General features: G+C 67.9%; 23 protein-coding genes and 1 tRNA gene. 16 read left to right on the forward strand and 8 right to left on the reverse strand.

Going from position 1 to position 21889, the window contains the following annotated elements:
* Window positions 1-278 precede the first annotated feature (278 nt).
* The 4 genes from AB0N66_RS29440 to AB0N66_RS29455 all read right to left on the reverse strand — a co-directional run bounded on the left by AB0N66_RS29440 (window position 279) and on the right by AB0N66_RS29455 (window position 3953).
* Complete coding sequence (locus AB0N66_RS29440; protein ID WP_365440630.1) at window positions 279-1262, reverse strand: hypothetical protein; 984 nt, start codon at window positions 1260-1262, stop codon at window positions 279-281.
* Between the two features lie 379 nt (window positions 1263-1641).
* The gene (locus AB0N66_RS29445; protein ID WP_365440632.1) at window positions 1642-2580 is read right to left on the reverse strand and encodes an SUMF1/EgtB/PvdO family nonheme iron enzyme; all 939 of its coding nucleotides are present in this window, start codon (window positions 2578-2580) and stop codon (window positions 1642-1644) included.
* Window positions 2581-2630: 50 nt separating this feature from the next.
* A complete protein-coding gene (locus AB0N66_RS29450; protein WP_365440634.1) occupies window positions 2631-3416 on the reverse strand; it encodes an aminotransferase class IV family protein in 786 nt (261 codons plus the stop codon).
* 153 nt (window positions 3417-3569) lie between these two features.
* Window positions 3570-3953 (reverse strand): winged helix-turn-helix domain-containing protein, encoded by a 384-nt coding sequence (locus tag AB0N66_RS29455; protein ID WP_365440636.1) that lies wholly within the window; start codon window positions 3951-3953, stop codon window positions 3570-3572.
* A 671-nt stretch (window positions 3954-4624) separates the two neighbouring features.
* On the opposite strand from AB0N66_RS29455, the gene AB0N66_RS29460 reads away from it, so the two are divergent.
* The 13 genes from AB0N66_RS29460 to AB0N66_RS29520 all read left to right on the forward strand — a co-directional run bounded on the left by AB0N66_RS29460 (window position 4625) and on the right by AB0N66_RS29520 (window position 15658).
* On the forward strand, window positions 4625-4936 hold the full coding sequence (locus tag AB0N66_RS29460) for a hypothetical protein (RefSeq protein WP_365440638.1): 312 nt from the start codon (window positions 4625-4627) through the stop codon (window positions 4934-4936).
* The gene (locus AB0N66_RS29465) at window positions 4933-5265 is read left to right on the forward strand and encodes a hypothetical protein (RefSeq protein WP_365440640.1); all 333 of its coding nucleotides are present in this window, start codon (window positions 4933-4935) and stop codon (window positions 5263-5265) included. Before AB0N66_RS29460 ends, AB0N66_RS29465 begins: the two co-directional genes overlap by 4 nt.
* Window positions 5262-6152, forward strand: a complete 891-nt coding sequence (locus AB0N66_RS29470; RefSeq protein WP_365440642.1) for a DUF2637 domain-containing protein — start codon at window positions 5262-5264, stop codon at window positions 6150-6152. The genes AB0N66_RS29465 and AB0N66_RS29470 overlap by 4 nt, the downstream gene beginning before the upstream one ends.
* A 16-nt stretch (window positions 6153-6168) precedes the next feature.
* Window positions 6169-6549 (forward strand): RRQRL motif-containing zinc-binding protein, encoded by a 381-nt coding sequence (locus tag AB0N66_RS29475; protein WP_365440644.1) that lies wholly within the window; start codon window positions 6169-6171, stop codon window positions 6547-6549.
* A 27-nt stretch (window positions 6550-6576) separates the two neighbouring features.
* Complete coding sequence (locus AB0N66_RS29480; protein WP_365440646.1) at window positions 6577-6882, forward strand: hypothetical protein; 306 nt, start codon at window positions 6577-6579, stop codon at window positions 6880-6882.
* 91 nt (window positions 6883-6973) lie between these two features.
* Entirely contained in the window at window positions 6974-8554 is a 1581-nt protein-coding gene (locus AB0N66_RS29485) for a hypothetical protein (RefSeq protein ID WP_365440648.1), read from the forward strand.
* A gap of 1 nt (window position 8555) precedes the next feature.
* Window positions 8556-10658, forward strand: coding sequence for a hypothetical protein (locus tag AB0N66_RS29490; RefSeq protein ID WP_365440650.1), 2103 nt, complete (start codon window positions 8556-8558; stop codon window positions 10656-10658).
* A gap of 233 nt (window positions 10659-10891) precedes the next feature.
* Window positions 10892-11200, forward strand: coding sequence for a hypothetical protein (locus AB0N66_RS29495; RefSeq protein ID WP_365440652.1), 309 nt, complete (start codon window positions 10892-10894; stop codon window positions 11198-11200).
* Between the two features lie 89 nt (window positions 11201-11289).
* The gene (locus AB0N66_RS29500; RefSeq protein WP_365440654.1) at window positions 11290-12225 is read left to right on the forward strand and encodes a bifunctional DNA primase/polymerase; all 936 of its coding nucleotides are present in this window, start codon (window positions 11290-11292) and stop codon (window positions 12223-12225) included.
* Complete coding sequence (locus AB0N66_RS29505; protein ID WP_365440656.1) at window positions 12222-12575, forward strand: hypothetical protein; 354 nt, start codon at window positions 12222-12224, stop codon at window positions 12573-12575. The genes AB0N66_RS29500 and AB0N66_RS29505 overlap by 4 nt, the downstream gene beginning before the upstream one ends.
* Window positions 12572-13837: a DUF3631 domain-containing protein gene (locus tag AB0N66_RS29510; RefSeq protein WP_365440658.1), complete on the forward strand. Its 1266-nt coding sequence runs from the start codon at window positions 12572-12574 to the stop codon at window positions 13835-13837. The genes AB0N66_RS29505 and AB0N66_RS29510 overlap by 4 nt, the downstream gene beginning before the upstream one ends.
* Window positions 13838-13993: 156 nt before the next feature.
* Window positions 13994-14182 carry a helix-turn-helix domain-containing protein gene (locus AB0N66_RS29515; RefSeq protein ID WP_365440660.1) on the forward strand — a complete coding sequence of 63 codons (189 nt, stop codon included), beginning with the start codon at window positions 13994-13996 and terminating at the stop codon, window positions 14180-14182.
* Window positions 14183-14242: 60 nt separating this feature from the next.
* Window positions 14243-15658, forward strand: a complete 1416-nt coding sequence (locus tag AB0N66_RS29520; RefSeq protein WP_365440662.1) for a tyrosine-type recombinase/integrase — start codon at window positions 14243-14245, stop codon at window positions 15656-15658.
* Between the two features lie 135 nt (window positions 15659-15793).
* Here AB0N66_RS29520 and AB0N66_RS29525 read toward each other — a convergent pair.
* The 4 genes from AB0N66_RS29525 to AB0N66_RS29540 all read right to left on the reverse strand — a co-directional run bounded on the left by AB0N66_RS29525 (window position 15794) and on the right by AB0N66_RS29540 (window position 18742).
* A tRNA-Ser gene (locus tag AB0N66_RS29525) sits at window positions 15794-15880 on the reverse strand.
* A gap of 29 nt (window positions 15881-15909) precedes the next feature.
* A complete protein-coding gene (locus tag AB0N66_RS29530; protein ID WP_365440664.1) occupies window positions 15910-16104 on the reverse strand; it encodes a hypothetical protein in 195 nt (64 codons plus the stop codon).
* Window positions 16105-16126: 22 nt separating this feature from the next.
* On the reverse strand, window positions 16127-16966 hold the full coding sequence (locus tag AB0N66_RS29535; RefSeq protein WP_365440666.1) for a hyaluronoglucosaminidase: 840 nt from the start codon (window positions 16964-16966) through the stop codon (window positions 16127-16129).
* A 177-nt stretch (window positions 16967-17143) separates the two neighbouring features.
* The gene (locus AB0N66_RS29540; RefSeq protein ID WP_365440668.1) at window positions 17144-18742 is read right to left on the reverse strand and encodes a trypsin-like peptidase domain-containing protein; all 1599 of its coding nucleotides are present in this window, start codon (window positions 18740-18742) and stop codon (window positions 17144-17146) included.
* A 257-nt stretch (window positions 18743-18999) separates the two neighbouring features.
* Between AB0N66_RS29540 and AB0N66_RS29545 the strand changes: the two genes are divergently transcribed.
* The 3 genes from AB0N66_RS29545 (at window position 19000) to AB0N66_RS29555 (ending at window position 21743) form a co-directional block, all read left to right on the forward strand.
* A complete protein-coding gene (locus tag AB0N66_RS29545) occupies window positions 19000-19809 on the forward strand; it encodes a glycerophosphodiester phosphodiesterase (RefSeq protein ID WP_365440670.1) in 810 nt (269 codons plus the stop codon).
* Window positions 19810-19926: 117 nt separating this feature from the next.
* Window positions 19927-20598, forward strand: a complete 672-nt coding sequence (locus AB0N66_RS29550; RefSeq protein ID WP_365440673.1) for an ATP-binding protein — start codon at window positions 19927-19929, stop codon at window positions 20596-20598.
* Between the two features lie 155 nt (window positions 20599-20753).
* Window positions 20754-21743, forward strand: a complete 990-nt coding sequence (locus AB0N66_RS29555) for a DUF5926 family protein (RefSeq protein WP_365440675.1) — start codon at window positions 20754-20756, stop codon at window positions 21741-21743.
* The last annotated feature ends 146 nt before the right edge of the window (window positions 21744-21889 follow it).

Consider the following 21889-nt stretch of genomic DNA (forward strand, 5'->3'; position numbering starts at 1 on the left):
TGACACGGAACGGGCCTGTAGACCAACACAGAATGAAGAGCAACCCAGAAGGGGTGCCCCGTTCTCAGGGGCACCCCTTCTGACCTGCAATCCATCTGACCTGCGCGGTGGGTGTGGGATTTGAACCCACGGTGACATCGCTGCCACGACGGTTTTCAAGAGCGTCAAGCAGGCGGCGTGAACACCCTGGTCAGGCATAGTTTCAGCTCCCGCGAAGGGCAGCCTGGCCCACACATGGCCCACAGCGCTTGGGAAGTGGCTTCTAGCCCCGTCATGGGTCAAGGCTTCTGCGGACCGGGAAGCGCCCTGCTTAGAGCACCTTCGATCGTGGGCCTCGCGGAGCTCGCTCCGGGGATGAGTGTGAGTACCGCCGTGGCCAGAAGGAGAACACGTACTGAGCCTGCCGCATCGCCAACTCCCGGCAGCATCGGGATAATTACCGCGAAGAGCACCATAATTAGAGCAGGAGTGACATGGCGTAGGAAGTTGCGCACCCTGGAAGAACGAGAAACTTCTGGGGCGTTTTCCAGGAGAATATCCATATCGCCCTCCAATGCCACCAATAGGCCACTAAGCAAAGAAGAGGCTATATCTCTGTATTGCTGTTCAGTCTGAACGGTAGCCAATTTCTTCGCATGCACACGAATCGCTTGAGCTAATCGGGCGTGCTTCATTTTAATCTCACTGCGAAGCATTCGCTCACCCCGAAAAATAAACACGAGAGGCATTCTATTATGCTCAACCGTGGCAGCTAATGAGAATAGCTCCATTCTCACATGCCGCCGCACGGACCGAAGCGAATATTCATTGTTCTGCAAGCTTAGGTATAGCATGGTGGTCGCTACGAACAGTACCTTAACAACCGTATCGAGGGATTGCTCAGAATCCTCTGCCGTTCGCCTCATCACCCAGGCCCAGAGTGCCCAGGTTGACTGCCCGGCAATGTATCCGATCACTAATCCGGTCACTGCTAATGTGGCCCACCCGTACGGCCAGTTGTCGTAATTACTCTGAAGTAGCAGGCAGGCTGATAGTATAAACGGAAGTGCCACACCCGGCAAAAATAGGTGGAACAAATAGGCGACCGCATAGTTGTAATTCAACTCTTCGTAGCGGTCAGGCTTAATTCGCCCGACAATCATACGGTATATCACCCGCCGACGTTGCACCATTAAACCGATCCACGCAAGCCCTAGCACAACCAAAAGAAACGCGGCAAAAGATTCCCTTGGGTTGGCGCTTTTATCCTTAACCGTTACCACAGCCCCGATTGGGGCCAATGTGCACGCTAGATAGGAAGTCAGCGCAGACCCTGCCACGACGGCCAGGAGGCACAAAAGTATTTGAATCCTTTCCCACCTTACTTCACGGCGAGGGTTGATGGCCGAACGCTCGACTACCAATATGACGGATTCACGTAAATCGCGAAACTTGGCGTCATCGACTTCGCCGGCAAGCCACGAAAATCGCTGCCAAACATAAAGCCTCAGTTCTCGACGTAGTTGATCGAGATCCTCACTATCTCGGACAAAATTCCGCGCGTTGATTCCTACCCCCCAAGGTGAAACTTCTACCTACCGCTAGACGTGCAGGATCCGATAAGTCCCCCTCAGCCTTGAGCAGGTTCTAAGCGGGACATCTTTAATTCCGGCGGAGCGCCATTTGCTCGGGAATCGCGGCACAACGGAACCCGGTGTCATCATCGCGCATCGTGTCGTTGGCGTCGTTGGGGACAGCGGGCGCCCCCCGGAACAGCGGGCTCGTGAATGCGCTGCCGCGGAGTTCGTACCGCCCCGGCTTGGTCGGCGTCGCGAGCCACTCCCACACGTTGCCTACCATGTCGTAGACCCCATATGGGGAAACGCCGCTGTGGTAGCGGGAGACGGAAGTTGTACCCTCCACCCCGGCCTCCCGGACGTTGCACTTAGCGGCCGTCTTTTGGTCGCCCCACGGGAAGGTCCGGCCGGATGTTCCACGCGCGGCCTTCTCCCACTGTTCGGCCGTCGGGAGCGACTTACCCGCCCACTTTGCGTACGCGTTCGCGTCTCGCCACGTCACGTGCACAACCGGGTGGTCGTATAGCTCACGCGGACATCGGCCGTTCTGCCAATGCTCAGGCGCTGGATGCCGGGTGGCCGCGCAGAACCGCGCATAGTCGGCGTTGGTGGTCGGGAAGGTGTCGATGTGGAACTCATCCACCCACACCGGGTCGTCATCCTCCCCTGACAGGAAGATCCCTTCTGGGATTTGCGCCATGAGTTTCCCGTCTCCGGGATGCTTCACGTACTCGCCGCTACTCGTCTGATCTTCATCGGGTTCGATGACCGCTTGCGCAGGGATGTCATCCGCCGCCAGGATGCCGACAAAGCGACCCTGAGAATCCTGGTCGGCTTTGGCGAGCACAGTGTCTAAGGCTGCTTGATTCACCATCCGCAGGGTGGCCTGCTCGCCGTCTGCCTCCCATCGGGAAACGATGCGATCGGATACGCCGAGCTTCTCCGCGAACTCCATGAGGCTCATGCGTACCGCTTCACGCAGTGCCTTAACTTCACGTCCGGTCCATTTCGTAACGAGTGGCATGGCTACCTCTGTTGTGAATCGCCGTTCCGGGAGAAGGTGGCGACACGCGCCTACAGGCGGTCACCGGGAATGCCGACATACCCTTCACGCAGCGCGTCGAGCGCAGGGGGGCCCTGCGGGAACTGCACGTCGTCGAGTGCACTCACGGTGCGCACGCCGATCGTCGTGTTCGTGGCGAATGCGGCGGCCATGTTCGGGACGTCTGCGAGCCGTACCGGGGCGGTGATCTGCTTCGGAGCTTCGAGGCTTCGAAGCAGGAGCATCGTCGTGCCAGGGAGCACGGGGGCGTCCGGCCAAATGACCGTCCCGTCCTGGTCGACGAATCCCAGGTTCCAAGTGCCGCCCTCAGAGATCCGACCGTCCGGCTCGACGAACACGGCGTCGTCGAATCCCGCGAGTTGAGCGTCACGGCGAAGCCGGAGTTGCGGATGAAGACCGATGTGCTTCACCTCTGCGTTGTCGCGGGTGAAGGTGAAGGTCTTGGCAGTGAGGGGTGACGGCGACAAGGCGCCCCCCGGCCGCAGGTTCACAAGGATGTGCGGATCTTCGGCGTCGCTGGGGCGTCCCATGTCGAGTTCGGGATCGAAGACAGTGACGCGGAGTCCGGCAACCCCGGTCACACCGTCGGCTGCCTTTCGGATGTAGTCGAGCGTCCGCTCTCGGTCCAACTCGACACCGAAGACGATGTGGCAGTCCCTCGCCAGGCGGTCTAGATGGAGCGAGAGGCCCCGGATGGTGCCGTCCTCCATCCGCATGGACGTGAAGTGCCCGTAGTTCGTGAGCGCGAGGCTCTGGAGGTCTTCGAGCGTGGCGGGTTTTCCGTTGAGTTCGGCCATACAGCCAGTCTTGCAGCCGCTGGAGACCCGCCAACACCCCGTTAGACAGCCAAAGTTCGAATTAGTTCGGTGCGGGGGCAGCGGGAGTACGTACTCACGGAGCGCCGGGCAGGACACGCTAAAGACATGACGACGAACACGCCACGGCAGACGCTAAGCGCCGGGTTCCTTCCCAAGGGGGCCCACCGCGTCTTCAAGCTGCATCACGCGCTTGGTCAGACCAGCGAGTTCGGTCGAGACTCGCGTCAGCTCGGTTTGCAGGTCGTTCAGGCGCTGCGCCGACTCACGGGGCGCCGGCTCGTCCGGGGACGGATCACGTACGTAGGTACCGCTCCCCGCCACACCTTCCACCAGCCCTTCCTCTCGGAGCTGCGTGTAAGCGTTCTGCACGGTCATCAGGGAGACGCCGAGCTTCTTGGCGTAGGTCCGACCGCCAGGGAGGCGATCGCCGGGCCCGAACGTTCCGGCGGCGATCTCGTCTCTGAGCCTGGCGGCGATTTCGCGGGCGTTGGGCTTCCTCTTCGGCTGTGAGTCCACCCCGAAAGAGTACTTGACCTAGGTCGCTTCAAATCAGGTCGCCCGAGCTCTTGACGGCTCGCAAGTGACCTAGGTAGCTTTCACATCAACGGCAAGCGACCTAGGTCGGTTTGCCGACTGGCCCTTTGACCTGCATGCATAGCGCCCGGAGGAAAGCCCCCCTCGGAGGGGTCGGTACAAAGGCAGCGTTCGTTTGATTGAAAACTAAACAAATGTTCCCGGAGCTACGACGCGCCGGCGCCTTCGAGCAAGAGATCTGCGGAGGGGTGCCACACAGGTTGCGTCCTCTGGTCAACCGGATCAGGCAACAGTGACAAGCCGTAGGCCCTGCCTGTGCGACTCGCACGCACCTTTTCCCCCGCCGCCCCCCACGGGGCGGACACGTGATCCATCCCGCACAGGTGAGACAAGGGCAAAGATCGCGGGCCCCGTCTGCCCAATTCGAAAAGACGAACCGCGCGGCCACGGCCGCGCGCTCAACAACTTGCCGCCGCGCCCGGCTCTCGGGCTGGCTGCGGTCGGTTGCCTCCTCCGTCCGTCCGGCCTTCGCGGTCGTACGGACGGGGTTGCAGGGAGCCGGAACTTGTTGACTCCACAACGGCGCGCGGCCCCGGTGTTCGAGCACCGAGGCCGCTGTTCGGGCCGTTCCACCCACTAAGGAGACACGACCCATGAAGTTCATCGTTGCTGGTCATGAAGCCGTTACCCCGACAGAGTTCGCTGAGCTGGCGTTCGGTATCGACCTGGAGCTGTTCACCGGCCTGGCCATCGAGTCCGAGAGTGATCGGGCGGCGCGGCTGGACGTGGCGCGCGAAGTGCTCGCGGAGCTGCGGGAGTCGGACCCGGAGGCCGCGGCATTCGCGGAGTCGCTGTTGCGCACGAGCCCGCTGAAGGACGCGCGGGCCGCTGCTCGCCAGGCGCGCCGGACGTCGGTGCGCCCGTCGGTGCTGCGTCACGCGGTGCGTACGGCGGTGGCAGCGTGAGCGAGAACCTGACGCTGGACGACCTGGCTGTGCCGCTGCGGGCGCTGCGTCTGCTGGCCGTGGACTTGGGGCACCTGCCGGCGCCGACCGTGAGCATCTCGACCATCTACCCGGACCGGTTGGAGCTGTCGCTCCACTCCGGTCTGCCCGGGTTCGAGGCGTGGCGCGAGGCGTTGGGCGCCGCTGCCGAGGATGTGAACTACCGGGTGCAGAACGGCGGCCGTACGTGCGTCCTGCGCACCACCGCCGCCTACGCGGGTGCCGAGTTGGAGCTGATCGGCTACGGCGACGTCGACGCCCCGGTGCCGGCGGAAGCGGGTGCGGCATGAGTGCCGCGGCCCGCGTCGACGCCGGGTCGACGCCCGTCGAAGTGCCGTCGACGCCCGTCAGTGTGGACCGTGCCATTACCGCGCTCGCGGCGGTGCTCACGGTGCTGCTGACTGCGGTGGCGTTCTGGCTCTCCTACGAGCACTTGCAGGAGGTCGCCGCCCAGCACGGGATGGCGGATGCGGTGGCGCGCTCGTGGGCGTGGCCGGCGACGGTGGATCTGTTCATCGTGATCGGTGAACTGTTGATCCTGCGTGCCTCGCTCGCCCACCGGGTCGACTGGTGGGCAATCGGCCTGGTCACCGCAGGAGATGGCGCCTCCATCGCGCTGAACGTGGCCGGTGTCGGCAAGGATGCCAACGCCCTCAATTACGTGGTCGCCGCGGTACCGCCGATCGCCGCGCTGCTGGCCTTCGGGGCACTGATGCGGCAGGTGCACGCCTACCTCGCCCAACGCTCTTTGACGGGCGTCAATCCACCGCCGCCGGGCGTCGAAGCACCCTCGACGCCCGTCATGGTGAGCGTCGACCGCCCGCCGACCACCCGGCCGATGGAGCCCGTCACCGGGGCGCACGCGGTGCCGGAACTTCCGGCGGGACGGCAGGGCGTCGACACACCGTCGACGCCCGTCATCCCGGAGCCGGTGCCCGTCGACGCGCGGTCGACGGCCGTCGATCTGTGCGCGCCGGTGGTCTACCCGAACCGGGTGGATCAGTTGGTCCGGGCCCTGTACGGAACGGACTTCACGCAGCCGAGCACCGCCCGGATGACGCAGGCGATGGCAGAGATCGGGCTCGGGGCGTCGGAGTCGACCGCCCGCACCGCGCGCGGACGGGTCAAGGCCCGTGAGCCGCACCTGGCCGACCTGCCCGCCGCGATCGCCGGCTGAGTGGGAGAGCCGAGCGATGTCGTACTCGTACGCCAAGTGCTTCGACCCGAACGGCGCCCGTCACGGCATTCCCACCTTCCCGTGGCGGTGCGCCCCGGACGGCTACGCCACCTTCCGCCAGTTACGGGCCCGCGGCTTACGCCCGGGTGGTCAGCCGGTGGCGGCCCAAGTGCTGCGTCCGCGCTACCGGCGCGGCCCGCTGGTCGCCTACCTCTACCGCCTCGACTGCGCCAAGCCCGTCCGCCCGATGACCCCGGCGAAACGGGCCGCGCTGGCCAAGGCGAACACCGCACGCCGCACCTGCCCCAAGTGCCGGACGGATGCCGGATACGTCATCCCGTCCTCGCTGGGCATGTGCGTGCCCTGCGCCTACCCCGAGGAACAGTGCGCCGCCTGAACACCCCAATTCTGCAAGGGAGTTCGAGTGAAAGACACACGTCAGCGCGCCCTCACCACGGGCGCCGTCGCCGTCAGTGCGGCGCTGGCCATCGTGATCGGTGTGCGGCTGTCCGGCTACGGCGTGCCCGTCTCGCTGCTGCTGGCTTGCTGCCTGTCCTGCGTGGCCACCTTCTCCAGCCTGCTGTTCCGCGTGATCGGTGCCTGGTCGACGACCACGCACCGCTGCGCGCGGCCCGGCTGCGACTTCAGCGTCAGCCTCACCCACACGGACAGCGCGGAAAACAGGCGTTGGCAGGAGATCGCCGCCCACCACCCGCACCGCACTCACTGAGCTGCGGCTACATACCCCGATTCGGCAGGCCCGGCCACCGCCTCCTACAGCAACCGGCCGGGCCCTACTCCCCTTAAGGAGTGCTCACAGCATGACGGAACTCAGCACTGAACCGGTAGCCATACCGGCTGCCCCGACCACACCACCCCTGCCCCCTGACACCCCGCCCGTCACGGCCAAGGACGTGAAGGAGGTAGAGCACACGCCCGGTGGGTGGCCCGTCGTGCCGCTCGCCCTGTCCGGGGCGAACAGCACCGTGGGCGCAGTCGCCGCCGCGTCCCTGGTCGGCGGGCCGATCGCCGCGGCCGTGGCCGCTACCGGCATGGTCGTGCTCGGCATGGCCGCCGCCACCCGCTCCCGCAAGGCGAGCCCGCGCCGCGAGGCACGCCGGGCGGCGGCCCGTGCTGCCGGCCGTTCCGCTGCCCGTACCGCAGGGCTGCGGAGCGGCGGTTCCGGCACACGCGGCAGCTCCGGAAGCCGTTCCGCCGGCTCTCGCACCGGTCGTGCCGGTGGCCGGTCGGGCAAGGCGCCCGGCCAACACCGCCGTAGCACCGGCCCGGCCACTGGTCACGGCAGCGCCGCGACCAGCAAAAAGGCGCAGGGCAAGGGCGGCCCCGGCCCGTCCAAGCACGCGGCGAGCGCCGGTAAGGCTGCGGGCAGGGTCGGGCAGGTCAAAGCCCTGCGTGCCGCACAGCAGGCCGCGGCAGGCTCGCGCGGCGGGCAGCGGGCGCAGACGACCAACGCGCGTCGTGCGGTCGCGGACGCCCGGCGCAATGCCAAAGCCGCCGCTGGCAACGCCCGGTTGGGCAAGCGTCCTGGTCTGGCGGGCCGCCTCATGGGCGGCACGGCCCGTAAGGCGCGTGCCGCGCGGGACGCTGCGGTCGCCAAGCAGCGCGCCCGGCGCGACGCCAAAACCGGCGGCACCATCGCCGCGCAGCGCGGGCAGGTCCGTAAGGCCCCTGCCCGCAAGGCAGCACGTCAGGCCTTGCGCCGTTCGGCGGCCCGCTTCCACGGTCGTCGTCTGCTGGCCGCACTGCTGGCGCTGCCGGTTGGCCTGCTCGGCTTTCTGACCAGCCCGATCGGCCGCAAGTTTCGCCTGCCCTGGCTCATCCATCCTGGCCGGCGCCTGTTCCGGCGGATGGTGCAGAGCGCGGGTGAGCTGCGTGCGGGCCGGGATGAGACAACGCGCAAGTCCCTGCGTGAGCAGGAGGCAGCCGCGGATGCGGAGGCGAAGCAGGACGGTACGCAGGGCGTCGCGGACAGCGTCGAGCGCCCTGCGGTGAAGGTTCCTACCAGCACGGTCCCCGAGGTGAGTGAGGGAGAGCACGTGTCCGGATTCCGGTTCGAAGAGGCTGCATCCGAGATGGAGCAGGCCGCCAACCAGTACGAGCCCGAGAACGCCATGGAGATCCTCGCCATGGTCGAAGGGCTGCCCGCCGCGCTGACCTGCGTGGCGAACGTGATGAAGATCCTCGCGGAGCGCTCCGACTCCGAGTTTCCGCTGGAGAAGGAAGTTGCGGACGGCTTCAACGACATCTTCGGCGCCGTGATGAGCGCGGTCGCGGTCGCTGAGGACATGGGCCCGCTGTTCCGGCAGGCGCACGAGCAGGACATCGCCCGCCATGAAGACCCCCGCAACGGCCCCGAGGCAGAGAAGGGCTGGAACGTCTGAAATGAGCGCCACCGCCACCGCCAAGAAGAACAACAGCAGTGGCCCGGTGCTGGATTGGGCTGCCGGTCACGGACCTGTGACCGGCGCCCTGTCCGCGACCACCGGAGCCTTCGCCGTCGCCACCGCCGGCGCCGCCACCGCCATGCCCCCCGGCTGGGCACTCGCGGTCGGTGCCGCCGGCACCCTGGGACACACCGTCGTTGGCCTGCGGGTACGCAACGCCGGCCGCACCCTCGCCACCCGTGCCGCGTCCTGGCTCGTGGGAGCCGGATGGACTACGTGGGCCATGACCAGCGGCCCCCTCACGTGGGCCGCGCTCGGCTCGCTCGCCACCATCGGTGTCGGTATCGGCGCTGCCGCGCGATCGGCTGCGCTGTATGAGGAGGCGCGGGAAGAGGAGTCCCTCGCGGTCGAACAGCGCCAGGTCGCCGCGGAGTTGTCCGCGGAGCGCCGCGCGATCGCCGCGGAATGGGTCGACCGCATCCAGCGTGTGTGCTCCATCACCGTGCGGGTGCTGGGTGTGGAGATGTGGGAGACCGGTGCCGGTTTCTCCATCGACGCCCAACTCCCGTCCGGCGGCGCCACCTGGAACAGGATTGCGTCCGAGTCGCCGCGGCTGTCCGCGGATGCGCGGTTGCCGCACGGCTGCACCGCCACCGCATCCCCCGGCGTCGACCAGGGTCGGGTCATCATCGACGTGACCACGGTCAACGTCCTGGAAGAAGAGCGCACCTACCCGAGCGACTACGGCACCCTGTCCGTGCACACCGGGATCCCGTGGGGCTACCGCACCAATGCCTCGCAGATCCTGGCCTACCTGCGTGAGCAGTGCGCCCTGATCGTCGGTCCGACCGGTTCGGGCAAGACGAACATGGTCCACGCGATCCTCGCCGGCTTCGCCCGTGCCGAAGACGTCCTCACGTGGGTGATCGACCTGAACGCCGGGTCGGCCGGCCTGCCCTGGGTGCTGCCCGCGCTCAACGGTGAACTCGCACGGGAGGACGGCAAGCCCGTCCGCCCCGGCGTCGACTGGCTCGCCGGCACCTTCGACGAAGCCATGACCATGCTGGATGTGGCTGTGCGCGTCGCGAAGCAGCGCAAGATGGGCTACCAGGACCTGCTGTCCAAGGCCAACACGGACCTCCTGCCGATCAGCGCCAGGATTCCTCAGATCATGCTCGTGATCGACGAGGGCGCGGAGATCCTGGCCAGCCCGGACCGGCAGATCCGCAAGCTCGGGGAAAAGATCCTCGAAGTGATCCGAATCGCCCGCGCCATGGGCGTACGCACCGTCCTCACCGCGCTCGGGGCGACCGGCAGCGTGCTGAGCAACCTGATGATCCGCCGGGAGGCCAAGGTTCGCGTCGCCCTCACCGGGGGTGAGACGGAGGGCATGGACCTGAGCAAGATGTTCCCCGGCACCCGCGGACTCCGGGTGGACCAGGCCCCGCACAAGGGAGCCGGGTTCATGGGCACCCCCGAATCCCCGGCCGCGCTGTTCAAGGCGTGGCGAATCCTCCCGAACCAGATCCGGGAGATCACCGCCGCGACCTCCGACCGGCACCCGATGCTCGACGACGTGTCCGCCAAGGCCGCCGGCCCCGCCTACGCCCGGCGCTGGGATGCCGAACGCACCGCATGGATGCGCGATCAGGTCGTGGCAGACGACGCCGGCGACGTGGCGTCGGGCGTTCCGGGAGCGCTGCGCCTGTCTGCGCTGAACAGCTCGCAACCGGAGTCGGCTGAGGAGGAATTGGCGCGCCGGTTCCGTGAGGAGATCGACGCGGAGTTCGGCACCGCATCCGACCCGCACACCGCCGATGGGGGCGACGGGGCGGACCGGCCGGCTGGACTGAATCTGTCGGCGCTGCGGGGCGAGCAGGACAGCCCCGCGCAACAGGCCGCGCTCGCCGCGCTGCTCGCCGCCGGACGGGAAGGCACCGGAGCATCCGCGATCGCCCGCGCGCTCGCGGACCAGTACGGCACGACACGTCAGACGGTCGTCGGCTGGCTGAAAACGTGGATGCGGGACGGCACCGCCGTACGCGTCGGTGAGGGCACCAAAGCGCGCTACATCCACCGCTCCCACGCGTCCGACGACTGATCGCCTGTCGCTTGTCGTCCCCGCTTCACCACATGCCGCTTTCCGGTGCCTGGAGCCCCGGAAACGGCTTGTGGCCTGGGAGGCGACAAGCGACAAGACAAGACAAGCGACAAGCCAGACGACAAGCCGCACGACAAGAGAGACGACAAGCAACGCGACAAGCACACACCCCACCGCACGGGCCCGCGCCACCAGTTGCCGCGGGCCCGCGGCATACCCCGAGGGAGCCACAAATGAGCCAGCACACCCCGCCCGGCCAGATGGCCCCGCACATACCGGCCGACCTCTACCAGCGCGCACAGGCGACCGGACAGCCGGTCGTCTACGTCGTCAACCCGACCCCGCCCGGCATCCCGTGGCAGCGCATCGTCGTCCCGTTCGCCATCGCCGGCGCGGTCGCCGCCGGCGGCTGGGGACTGGTCGCCGCCATCTGCTTCCTGCTCGACGCCGCGGCCCACACCTTCACCGTCATCGCCGCCGCGGCCGGACCCATCGGAGCCGGCGGCATCACCCTCAAGCTCGCCCGCTCCAAGAGCACCTAGCTACGCCAAGGGCGGCCCCTCCGTCTCGCCAAAGAAGCGGGGCCGCCCTTGCCAGCCAGCATCCACCTACGGAACTGGAGACATCCAGAATGACCCAACCGACCGACATCCGGCGAGTACGCGGCTTACGGCCGCGTCTGCTGAACGCTGCGCTGGAGGCCGCTGAGCGCGACTGGCCCGTCATCCCCCTGCACCCGTGGGCCAAGCGGCCGGCCGGACACCCCGAGCGTGCATGCCCGGGAACCGGACGTTGTGCGACCGGGCACCGCAAGCCTGAGCAGCGCGCCACGACCAACCCCGAGTTGATCCACGCCACATGGGGCGCCCGCCCCTACAACGTGGGTATCGCGACCGGCCCTGCCGGACTGCTCGTCATCGACCTGGACGTGTGCAAGCCCGAAGAGCCGAAAGGAGCGCCTGACGGCGCGATTTCCCTTGCGGCGCTCTGCGAGCGCACCGGACAGGCCGTCCCCCGCACCTACCGGGTGCGGACCGCGCGCGGTGGGGAGCATCTGTACTTCACCGCTCCGTCCGGGATGCGGCTGAAGTGCAGCGCGGACCGGCTCGGCAAGCACATCGACACCCGCGCGTGGGGCGGGTACGTCGTCGCCCCCGGCAGCGTCACGCCCGACGGTACGTACGAGATCCTCGACGATGTTCCGGTGGCCCCGCTGCCCGCGTGGCTGGCCTCTCTGCTCACCGAACAGCCCAAGTCCGCACACGTGGAACTGGCGCCCGTTCGGGACGGCACACGGGCCGCGAACACCGCGCTGGACCGCGAATGCGCCGTCATCCGGGCAGCGACCGAGGGCGGGCCGACCGGCCGTAACAACACGCTGCACCAAAGCGCCTGCAAGGTGGCGCGGTTCGTCGCGTGGGGCCACCTCCCGAGGGACGCGGCAGAGCAGGCAATCCAGGCGGCGGGGGAGGCTACCGGACTCCCGCCGGCCGAGTGCCGCACCACCATCCGTAGCGCCATGGACTGGGTCATCACCCACGCCACGCCACGGCAGGCAGCCTCATGACCGACCCCAACTCCCCCCACCTGGATTGCCCTACCCGTCCCGCGGACCGGCCGCACGTCGCTCCACAGCCTGCGGACACCACGGCCGTAGGCGACTCGAAGGGCGTCGCCGTAGGCGTCCCCACTGCTGCTCTCCCTGACCCGCGCCGGGGCGACGGCCGGTACCCCGTGGCGTGGCTGTTCATCGTCGCGCGACGGGGCGCCGTGCCCACCGCCACCTCGAAATGCCTGTGCGGCTGGGACCGCAGCGCCGTCGGCCACACCCGAGTGCTCTCCCTGATCGCCAGCCACGAAGCCCACCGCGACACCTGTCCGCTCCGCACCCCCCAGGAAGGAAGGGCCGCAGCATGACCGCAGAGACCCCCGCCCCGGTCACCATCGACGGGGCTGCCCTGCTCGACGAGGTGGAAGCCTTCCACCGCCGCTTCAACGTCTTCCCCACCGAACACGCCTACGTTGCCGTGGCCCTGTGGGACGCGCACGCGCACCTGATGGACGCGCTCGACGGCACCGCCCGCATCGCCTTCCTCAGCCCCGAACCGGGATCGGGAAAGTCAAGGGCACTGGAGATCATCGAGACCCTCACCCCGCGCGCGGCGACCACCGTCAACGCCTCCGCAAACGCCCTGTTCCGGCTCGTCTCCGCAGATGAGGGCACCCCCACCCTCCTCTTCGACGAGATCGACACCGTATTCGGACCCAAGGCAGGCGGCAACGAGGAAGTCCGCGGATTCCTCAACTCCGGATACCGGCGCGGCGCCAAGTCCCTGCGCTGTATCGGGGACGGATCCGACCAGAAGGCAGCCTTCCTCCCGTCGTTCTGCGCAGTCGCCATGGCCGGTCTCGGCTCGCTGCCGGACACGATCCTGACCAGGTCGGTCATCATCCGCATGCGGAAAAAGGCACGCAACGAGAAGTGCGAGCCCTACCGGCGCCGCGTTCACGAGAAGCAGGGTCACGTACTGCGGGACCGGCTCGCGGACTGGACCGCCGGCCTGCACGACCAGGTCGCCGAGGCGTGGCCGGAGATGCCCGAGGGCGTCACCGACCGGCCGGCCGACGTGTGGGAGCCGCTCCTCGCCGTTGCGGACGCGGCCGGTGGCCACTGGCCCGCACGGGCCCGCGCCGCATGCGTCGAACTCATCCAGGCCGCGAGCAGCGGCGACGAAGCCTCCCTCGGAGTGCGGCTGTTGACCGACCTGCGCGACCGCGTGTTCTGCGGCGTCGACAAACTGCCCACCGCCGCCATCCTCGAAGTCCTCCTCGCCCTCGACGACGCCCCCTGGGCCGACATGAGCGAGGACGGACAGGCCATCAAACCGCTCACCGCCCGTCGGCTCTCCAAGCTCCTGAGCCAGTACATGCGCCCCGACAACAGCCCCATCAAGCCCAAGGGCATCCGGGTCGGCAGCACCACCCCCAAGGGCTACTACGCGGAAGACCTCAGCGACACCTGGGCCCGCTACTGCCCCCCTCCCCCCGGAGAATCCGCAACAGCCGCAACAGCCGCAACACCCCAGGTCAACGAGGGTGAATCTGTGGCGGATACCCCTTCCGAGACCCGCCACATGTCCGCGGAAACCGACACACGCCAACTCCGCATCGTCGGCTGACCAGCCACACCCACCGATGCCGCCACGCACCCAACGTGGCGGCATCTATCCGCAACACAAACGGCATCCGCCACAGATTCAAGCCGCTGACCAGCAATGTTGCGGCGTGGCGGATGTTGCGGATCCCCCAGAAGGCCAAGCCGAGGAGTCGCAACGATGGCCCGCCCCAAGAAGCTCAAACTCGCCGAAGTCCTCGAAGAGATCGACATGAGCCGCGCGGCCTTCTACCGCATGCGCGCCCGCGGCCAGGCCCCGCGAATCCACAAGCTTCCCAACGGCGAACTGCGCGTGAGTCGCGCCGATCTCGACGCGTGGTGGGAGCGCTGCGAGGAGCACGCCGCGTAATTCCGATCGCTTCACCGGGGCCCGCGCTCAGCGCGGGCCCCTCCTTCTGTCTGGAGAGAGATGCTCACGTACGACGTCGACATTTGGTCCATCCGCAAGCGCGCTGGCCGCCCGAAGCCCTGGGAACTGCGTTGGCGAGTCGGTGAGCGTCCCCACTCCCGGAGTTTCAAGCTCAAGCCGCAAGCTGAGGGGCGCCGATCGGAGTTGATGGCCGCGCTGCGCGACCACCTGCAATTTGACGAGGAAACGGGCCTGCCTGCGGGTGAATTGAGGGATCGCACTTCTCCGTCCTGGTACGAACACGTCACCGGCTACGTACTGATGAAGTGGCCGCGAGCCGCGGCTAAGCACCGGGCCAGCATTGCGGAGTCGCTCGCCGTCGTGACCCCTGTACTCGTCACCAGCAAGCGCGGAGCGCCCCGTGCCGCGGTACTGCGCACCGCCTTGTATCAGTGGGCATTCCGGGCTGTTCGTGGTCTCGACGGCACTTGGGTGTCGCGTCACGTGGTCGAGGAGCCGCCCGCCGACATCCGAGCAGCCCTGGAGTGGATTGCTGCCAACTCCATCAAGGTCAAGGACTTGGAGGATCCTGCGCTTCTACGTCCTGCCCTGGAGGCACTGTCGCTCCGGCTGGATGGTGGCAAGGCCGCCGAGAACACCGCCCGGCGCAAGCGCATGGTGCTGAGCAACGTGCTGCGCTACACAGTTGAGGAGAAGGGACTCCTCGCAGCGAACCCGCTGCCCCGGGTGGACTGGACGCCACACGAGAGCGACGACGAGATCGATTTCCGGTACGTGCCGGGCCCAGACGTTGCGCGTGCCTTGCTCGGGGCCGTTCGCGACTCCGGACCCCGTGGTAAGCACCTGCATGCGTTCTTCGGGTGCCTCTACTACGCAGCCATGCGGCCCAGTGAAATCGCCGCTCTCAAGGATTCCGACTGCACCCTCCCGCCGAACTCCCCCGATTCCGTGAAGGAGTGGGGCGAACTACTTCTCGGAGAGAGCCGCCCGGAGGTTGGCGGCGGCTGGACGGATGAGGGCACGTCATACGAGAAGCGCGGCCTGAAGCGACGCAGGAGCGGTGCAACACGCACCGTTCCTATCCCTCCCGTTCTCGTGCATCTACTCCGAGAGCACATCGCCCGATACGGCACGGCCGACGACGGTCGCCTGTTCCGGGCCGCACGTGGGGGACGAGTGGCGTCTACCGAATACTGCGATATGTGGGAACGAGCCCGGAAAACCGTACTCACCCCCAGCGAGGTGAAGTCCGAGCTTGCCGCGGTGCCGTACTCCCTGCGGCACGCGGGAGTCTCGCTCTGGATCAAGTCGGGGGTGGACCCCGCGGAGGTCGCCGCACGCGCCGGCCACAGCATCGCTGTGCTGTACCGCTTCTACGCGAAGATCCTTAAGGGAGGCCAGCAACACTCCAACAGCCTGATCGCTCGCGCTCTGGACGAGGGGGAGCGGCCCTGATCCTGGCCCACACATGGCCCACACACACTGGTCAAAGCTGGGATACGGGCGAGAAAGGGTGAGACAAGGTCACGCGGAAGGGGTGCCGCTCCGGAGAGTGGCACCCCTTCTGACCTGCATAGCTTCTGACCTGCGCGGTGGGTGTGGGATTTGAACCCACGGTGACATCGCTGCCACGACGGTTTTCAAGACCGTTCCCTTAGGCCGCTCGGGCAACCCACCTTCGCCCCGGCCCACCTGGGGCGGAGCGGTTACAGAGTACCGGCCTCGGGAGGTGTCGTGGGCTGGTGGTCCACGCGGGGCCCGGCGGGTCCGGCGGCGGCGGACAGCAGGGCCTTCAGGTCGGCGTTCTCCGCTTCCAGGGCCGCGATCCGTTTTCTGGCGAAGTAGAGCTCCATCACCGCGTCGTGGAACTCCGACACCAGCTCTTCAGGGGTCAGTTGCATCGTCGTCTCCGATCCCGCGTGCTCAGGCCGGCGCGATACGGGTGACCGTGCCGGCGGAGCCCCGCCAGAACAGCTGGCCGTTCACGGCGTACAGGGCGCCACCGCCTGCCGAATCGACGGTCGTCGGCACGGCCGCGGCGTTTGCGATCCGGACCACGCCCTCGACCAGGAGGCCGGCCGGGGCGGTTGACGACTGGACGATGTGGACCTGGGCGCGCGGTGTGGCCGCCCGGTCGATGCCGACCCCGATCCGCCCTGTTCCCTTCACCACGAAGTCATCCAGGCCCGTGTTGTTGCGCAAGGCGATCAGGTTGCCGGTGGTGGCGCCGTTGGTGGCCGTCAGGTAGATGCCCTGGGCGGCTGTCCCGGCCGTCCCGTCCGCCCCGGCGGTCTGCAGGTCGATCGACAGGGCGGCGGCGTTCTTGTCCGATCCGTCGGCGTACCCCACGTGGGCGATCTTCAGCGTTCCGCGCGCGGTCTCCTTGCCGGACAGGTACATGGCCGAGGTGCCCGGGTTGTCCGAGACCACGTTCAGTGCCGCACCGGTTCCGGCAGTGCCTGCCTGATAGACGGTCACCGTGTGATCCGTCTCCGAAGTCGTCTTGAAGAACGCGGAGTTGGCCGTGGCGTTCGTACTGAACTTCTGCCCGGTCACCGCCCCCGCGACCGCCAACGGCCCTTCGACGACCACCGGCCCGTCGAACGTCGTCGTCTCACCCTCCGCCGCCGCGGCATCCGACCCCGCAGCACCTACGGCGACGGTCACCGCGCCCGCCGTGAAGCTCCCCAGAAACAGTCTGCGTGCCAGGGGCATGCAGCCACCCGCCTTCCACGTCCAGCGCAGCCGGACTGTCCGGCGCATCCCGGGTACGACTTCAGCGACCGACCTTTGGTTGTACGACTGGTTGCACGAGGGAGTTGCACACCTGACTGCACGAGCGGCACCGCGCCCGGGGAGAACCCACGCGGAAGGGGTGCCCGCAACCAGCGGGCACCCCTTCCGATGCCGATCAGTTCATGCCGTGCCGGCCGCCTACTGTCAGCTGTCACCCTCGCGTTCGCCCAGGGTGACGTCGGTCGTCTGGGTCTTGCCGTCGCGCGTGTAGGTGAGCTTGACGGTGTCGCCGGGCTGGTGGGTCCAGATCTCGCCGATGAGGGTGGGACCGCTGTCGATCACCTGGTCGTCGAGCTTGGTGATGACGTCGCCGGACTTGAGGCCCGCCTTGTCCGCGGGGCCGCCGGACGTGATCGAGGCGGAGCCGCTCGCACCCTGGTCGGTGATCTTCGCGCCGCCGGTGCCCTCTTCGAGGGAGACCGACGCGCCGATCACCGGGTACACCGGCTTGCCCGTCTTGATCAGCTGCTGGGCCACGCTCTTCGCCTGGTTGATCGGGATCGCGAAGCCCAGGCCGATGGAGCCGGACTGGCTGGTGCCGCCGAGGCTGCCGCTGGACTGGATCGCCGAGTTGATGCCGATGACCGAGCCCTGTGCGTCCAGCAGCGGACCGCCGGAGTTTCCGGGGTTGATGGAGGCGTCCGTCTGCAGGGCGCTCATGTACGAGGCAGCGCTGGACGTGCCGTCGCTGGAGGCCACCGGGCGGTTCTTGGCGCTGATGATGCCCGTGGTCACCGTGTTGGAGAGACCGAAGGGCGCGCCGATCGCGATCGTCGAGTCGCCGACGGCCACCTTGTCGGAGTCGCCGAGGGCGAGCGGCTTCAGGTCCGACGGCGCGTCCTTCAGCTTGATGACCGCGACGTCGTAACCCTGCGCGTGGCCGACCACTTCGGCGTCGTACTTCTTGCCGTTGGAGAACGTCGCGGTGAGCTTGCCGTTGTCGACCGCGTCCGCCACCACGTGGTTGTTGGTGAGGATGTGGCCTTCCTTGTCGAAGACGAATCCGGTGCCGGTGCCGCCCTCGCCGCTGCTGCTCTCGGCCTCGATGGTGACCGTGCTCGGCAGCGCGTTGGCGGCCACGCCCGCGACGCTGTCCGCGGCGCGCTTCACATCACCGCTGCTCTGCGGGGCGGAAACCGTCGTCGAACCCGTGGAGTCGTCGTTGTCCTTGGCCAGCGTGTAGCCGATGCCGCCGCCCACGCCGCCCGCGACCAGCGCGGCGACGAGGATCGCGGCGACCAGACCACCGCGTCCGCCACCGGACTTGGGGGCGGGCTGCTGGTAGGAGGAGCCCCAGCCGGATCCCGAACCGCCGTCGTCCGCGTACGCGGGGGTGGCGGGCGGCGGAGGCGGCCAGCCCGCCTCGGCCGCGGAGACCGGCGCCCCGGAAGGCCCGGTGGCCCCATGGGCCCCGGAGTCGTGACCCTGCGCGTCAGGACCCCCGGCGCCCACGGAGGCGTACGCCGGTGCCTGGTCCGGAGAGCCGTATGCCGACGCCTGGTCAGGTGCGCCGTATGTCGGCGCCTGGTCCTGAGAGCCGTACGTCGGCGCCTGGCCCGGTGTGCCGTACGCCGGTGCATGCTCCGGTGTGCCGGGGGCGCTCGGAGGCACCGCCGGGAGTTGCGCGGTCGGCGCGCTCTCCCCCGGCGCGGCCGTCTGCGCGGAAGCAGCGGGAGTGTCCACCGGCACAGGAGGTGCGGACGGGGCCGGGGGTACTGCAGTGCCCTCGTTCTCGGTGCTCACAGCTCTTCTCCTCGATCCACGGCTGTTGTTATCGGTCGCACTCGGTCACGCTCGCTCACACTTGTCGGCGGTCCGGCACGATTCAGCTGTGCATGTGCTCTTGTCTGCCGTCAGCTTTTCCCACCGGGCGTCAGAGCACCATAAGCGGTGCCTGTGCGTCCGAGGCCATCCTTTATAAAGGGCTTGTCAGGCGAAATTAACCCATTCTCGACATATGCACCCTCACGCCTGCCCTTCGACGGTGGCACCATTACGCGGTGACCCATGCACGACAGCACCCGATTCAGGTCGTCGCCCACCGCGGAGCCTCCGAAGAGGCACCCGAGCACACCCTGGCCGCGTACAAGAAGGCGATCGAGGACGGTGCGGATGCCCTCGAGTGCGATGTACGGCTGACCGCGGACGGCCATCTCGTCTGTGTCCATGACCGCCGCGTCAACCGTACGTCGAACGGTCGCGGAGCGGTGTCGGCCCTGGAGCTCGCCGATCTCGCGGCGCTGGACTTCGGCGCCTGGAAGAACCGCGACGAGTCCCCCGACTGGGAGTACAGCCCCGGGGACCGCGAGGACACCTCGGTCCTCACCCTGGAGCGGCTGCTCGAACTAGTCGCCGACGCCGGCCGACGGGTGGAACTGGCCATCGAGACCAAGCACCCCACGCGCTGGGCGGGCCAGGTCGAGGAGCGGCTGCTGCACCTGCTGAAGCGTTTCGGCCTGGACGCCCCGGAGTCCGCCGCCGCGTCGCCCGTACGCGTCATGAGTTTCTCGGCGCGCTCACTGCACCGCGTCCGGGCCGCTTCGCCGACGCTGCCCACGGTCTATCTGCTGCAGTTCGTCTCGCCCCGGCTACGCGACGGACGACTGCCCGCGGGTGTCCGGATCGCGGGCCCGTCGATGCGGATCGTACGCAGCCACCCCGGGTACATCGACCGCCTGAAACGCGCCGGACACCAGGTCCACGTCTGGACGGTGAACGAGCCCGAGGACGTCGACCTCTGCGTTGAGCTGGGCATCGACGCCATCATCACCAACCGCCCGCGCGCGGTCCTGGGGCAGCTGGGCCGCTGACGCGGCCGCACACTTTCAGCCAGCCATCCCCCAAAACCCCACAAGAAACCATCGAAAACCAGCCACACGACTACCCGTAGTGCACCGGCGCGTTCGCTCCGTATTCGATCGTTACGAGTGCGTCAGCAGACGTGGATTGGCCGGTTTCCGGTCCAGTTCAAAGGGGCATCCACACCGTGGCGTGGGGCAAAGGAGGTCTCGGGGGTGGCGTTGGTGGTGGCACAGGAGGTGCCCGCGTCGTCAAGCATGGCCGTACCTCATGGCCCTGCGGGCGTGGGGCAAGCAAGACACCGGATGCGGGATCAGCTGCGTACCGGTGGCGTAGCGGAGACGGTCATCGACGACGCCGTACTGATCCTTTCCGAACTGCTCAGCAACGCGTGCCGGCACGGCAGGCCGCTGGGCGACGCCCTGGCGGGGGACGGCGACGTCCGTGCCGCGTGGCGTGTCGATCCGTCCGGAAGACTCACCGTCGAGGTGACGGACGGCGGTGGTCCGACCCGTCCGATTCCGGCCACACCATCGGTCACCGCGCACGGCGGCCGCGGGCTGAACATCATCACGGCACTGGCCAAGGACTGGGGCGTCCGGGACGACGCCCGCGGTGAGATCACGGTCTGGGCCGTCGTCCAGGACAACGTGAAGGCGTCGCGCCGACACGATGACCTGGGCCACGACGACTTGGCTACGCGCGTCGCGTCACCGGCCCAGCGACGGCAACCGCTGATACCGCAGCAGCCCTCGATACCGGGCCCGGACTTCGCGGACGCCTTCGACGATCTGGCCTGAGCAGGCCGATCCGGCAGGCCCGATACGACACCGACCTGGACCGAAGCGTCTGTTCCGGGACGACTTGGTGCGTTGTCCACAGGGTCCCGTCGGCCCCCGTACGAACGGCTAGGCTCGCGCCGTACGAGACGAGCCGTAACCGGGAGACACCCACGATGGCCAAGAAGCGACCCCAGACGAAGGCCAAGCAGCCGCAGCTGAAAGATGGTGCCCGAGCCGGAGGCGCTGATGGACAGGTTCAGGTGGTCGGCGCACGCGAACCCTGCCCCTGTGGCAGCGGCCGCCGCTACAAGGCCTGCCACGGCCGGGCCGCCGCACACGCAGCGACCGAGCTGGTGCAGCGCCCCTTCGAAGGACTGGCGGGCGAGGGCGACTGGATCGCGCTGCGCGAGCTGGTGCCCGCCGCGACCGTCGAGCTGAAGCTCAGGGAGAGCCTGCCGGAGGGCGTTCCCTCGGTCACGCTCGCCACCGTCCTGCCGATGGCGTGGCCCGCGCTGCGCCGCGACGACGGCTCGGTCCTGATCGGCCTGCAGAACGACACAGCGTCGGGCGACATCAGCCGCGACCTGGCCGACACCCTCCAGCGCGCGCTCACCGCACAGCCCGGCACTCCGGTCGAGGGCCGCCGCGCCCCGGCCGACGGCCCGCGGCTCCAGGATCTCCTGGACCCTGAGGGCGCGTTCGAGCCAGTTGTGCACCCGGGCTTCGAATTCTGGGTGCCGGACGCGGAGAACGCGTCGCCCGAGGTGACCGCCTCCCTGGAGCGGGCCAACGCCGCCGCCATCCCGACCGTGAAGCTGTCCGGCGTCGACGCCGCCTACTGGTGCGAGACGCCCGACAAGAACCACCTGCGCTGGGTCATGCCGTACCCGGAGGAGCGTCTTCTGGACGCGCTCGCGCGGCTGCACGCGGCCGGGAAGTCGAGCCTCGGCGAGGGCACCCGACTGGTCGGCTCCTTCCGCGCACACGGCCTCACCGTGCCTGTCTGGGACCTGCCGACGGGTGTCACGGCGGACGACGTCGAGAAGCCGGCGGCCGAGTTCGCCGAGCGCCTCACCATCGCCCTGGCCACGGAGGCACCGCTCACCGCGGACGAGCGCCGGGCGCGCGGCGGCCTCACCAACCGACAGGTGACACTCAGCTGACACACAGACAGGGGAACTGACCGACCGGTCAGGCGGTCAGGACTCACTGGACAGGTGACTCCTGTCACAACTCCCCGTACTGGCAGGTAAATTCGTGTCCGAATAGCCAAGACCGAATTTGCGAACCGCCGATCTCTTGTTACCGT

It is taken from the genome of Streptomyces sp. NPDC093544, from assembly GCF_040683495.1.
Classification (GTDB): Bacteria; Actinomycetota; Actinomycetes; order Streptomycetales; family Streptomycetaceae; genus Streptomyces.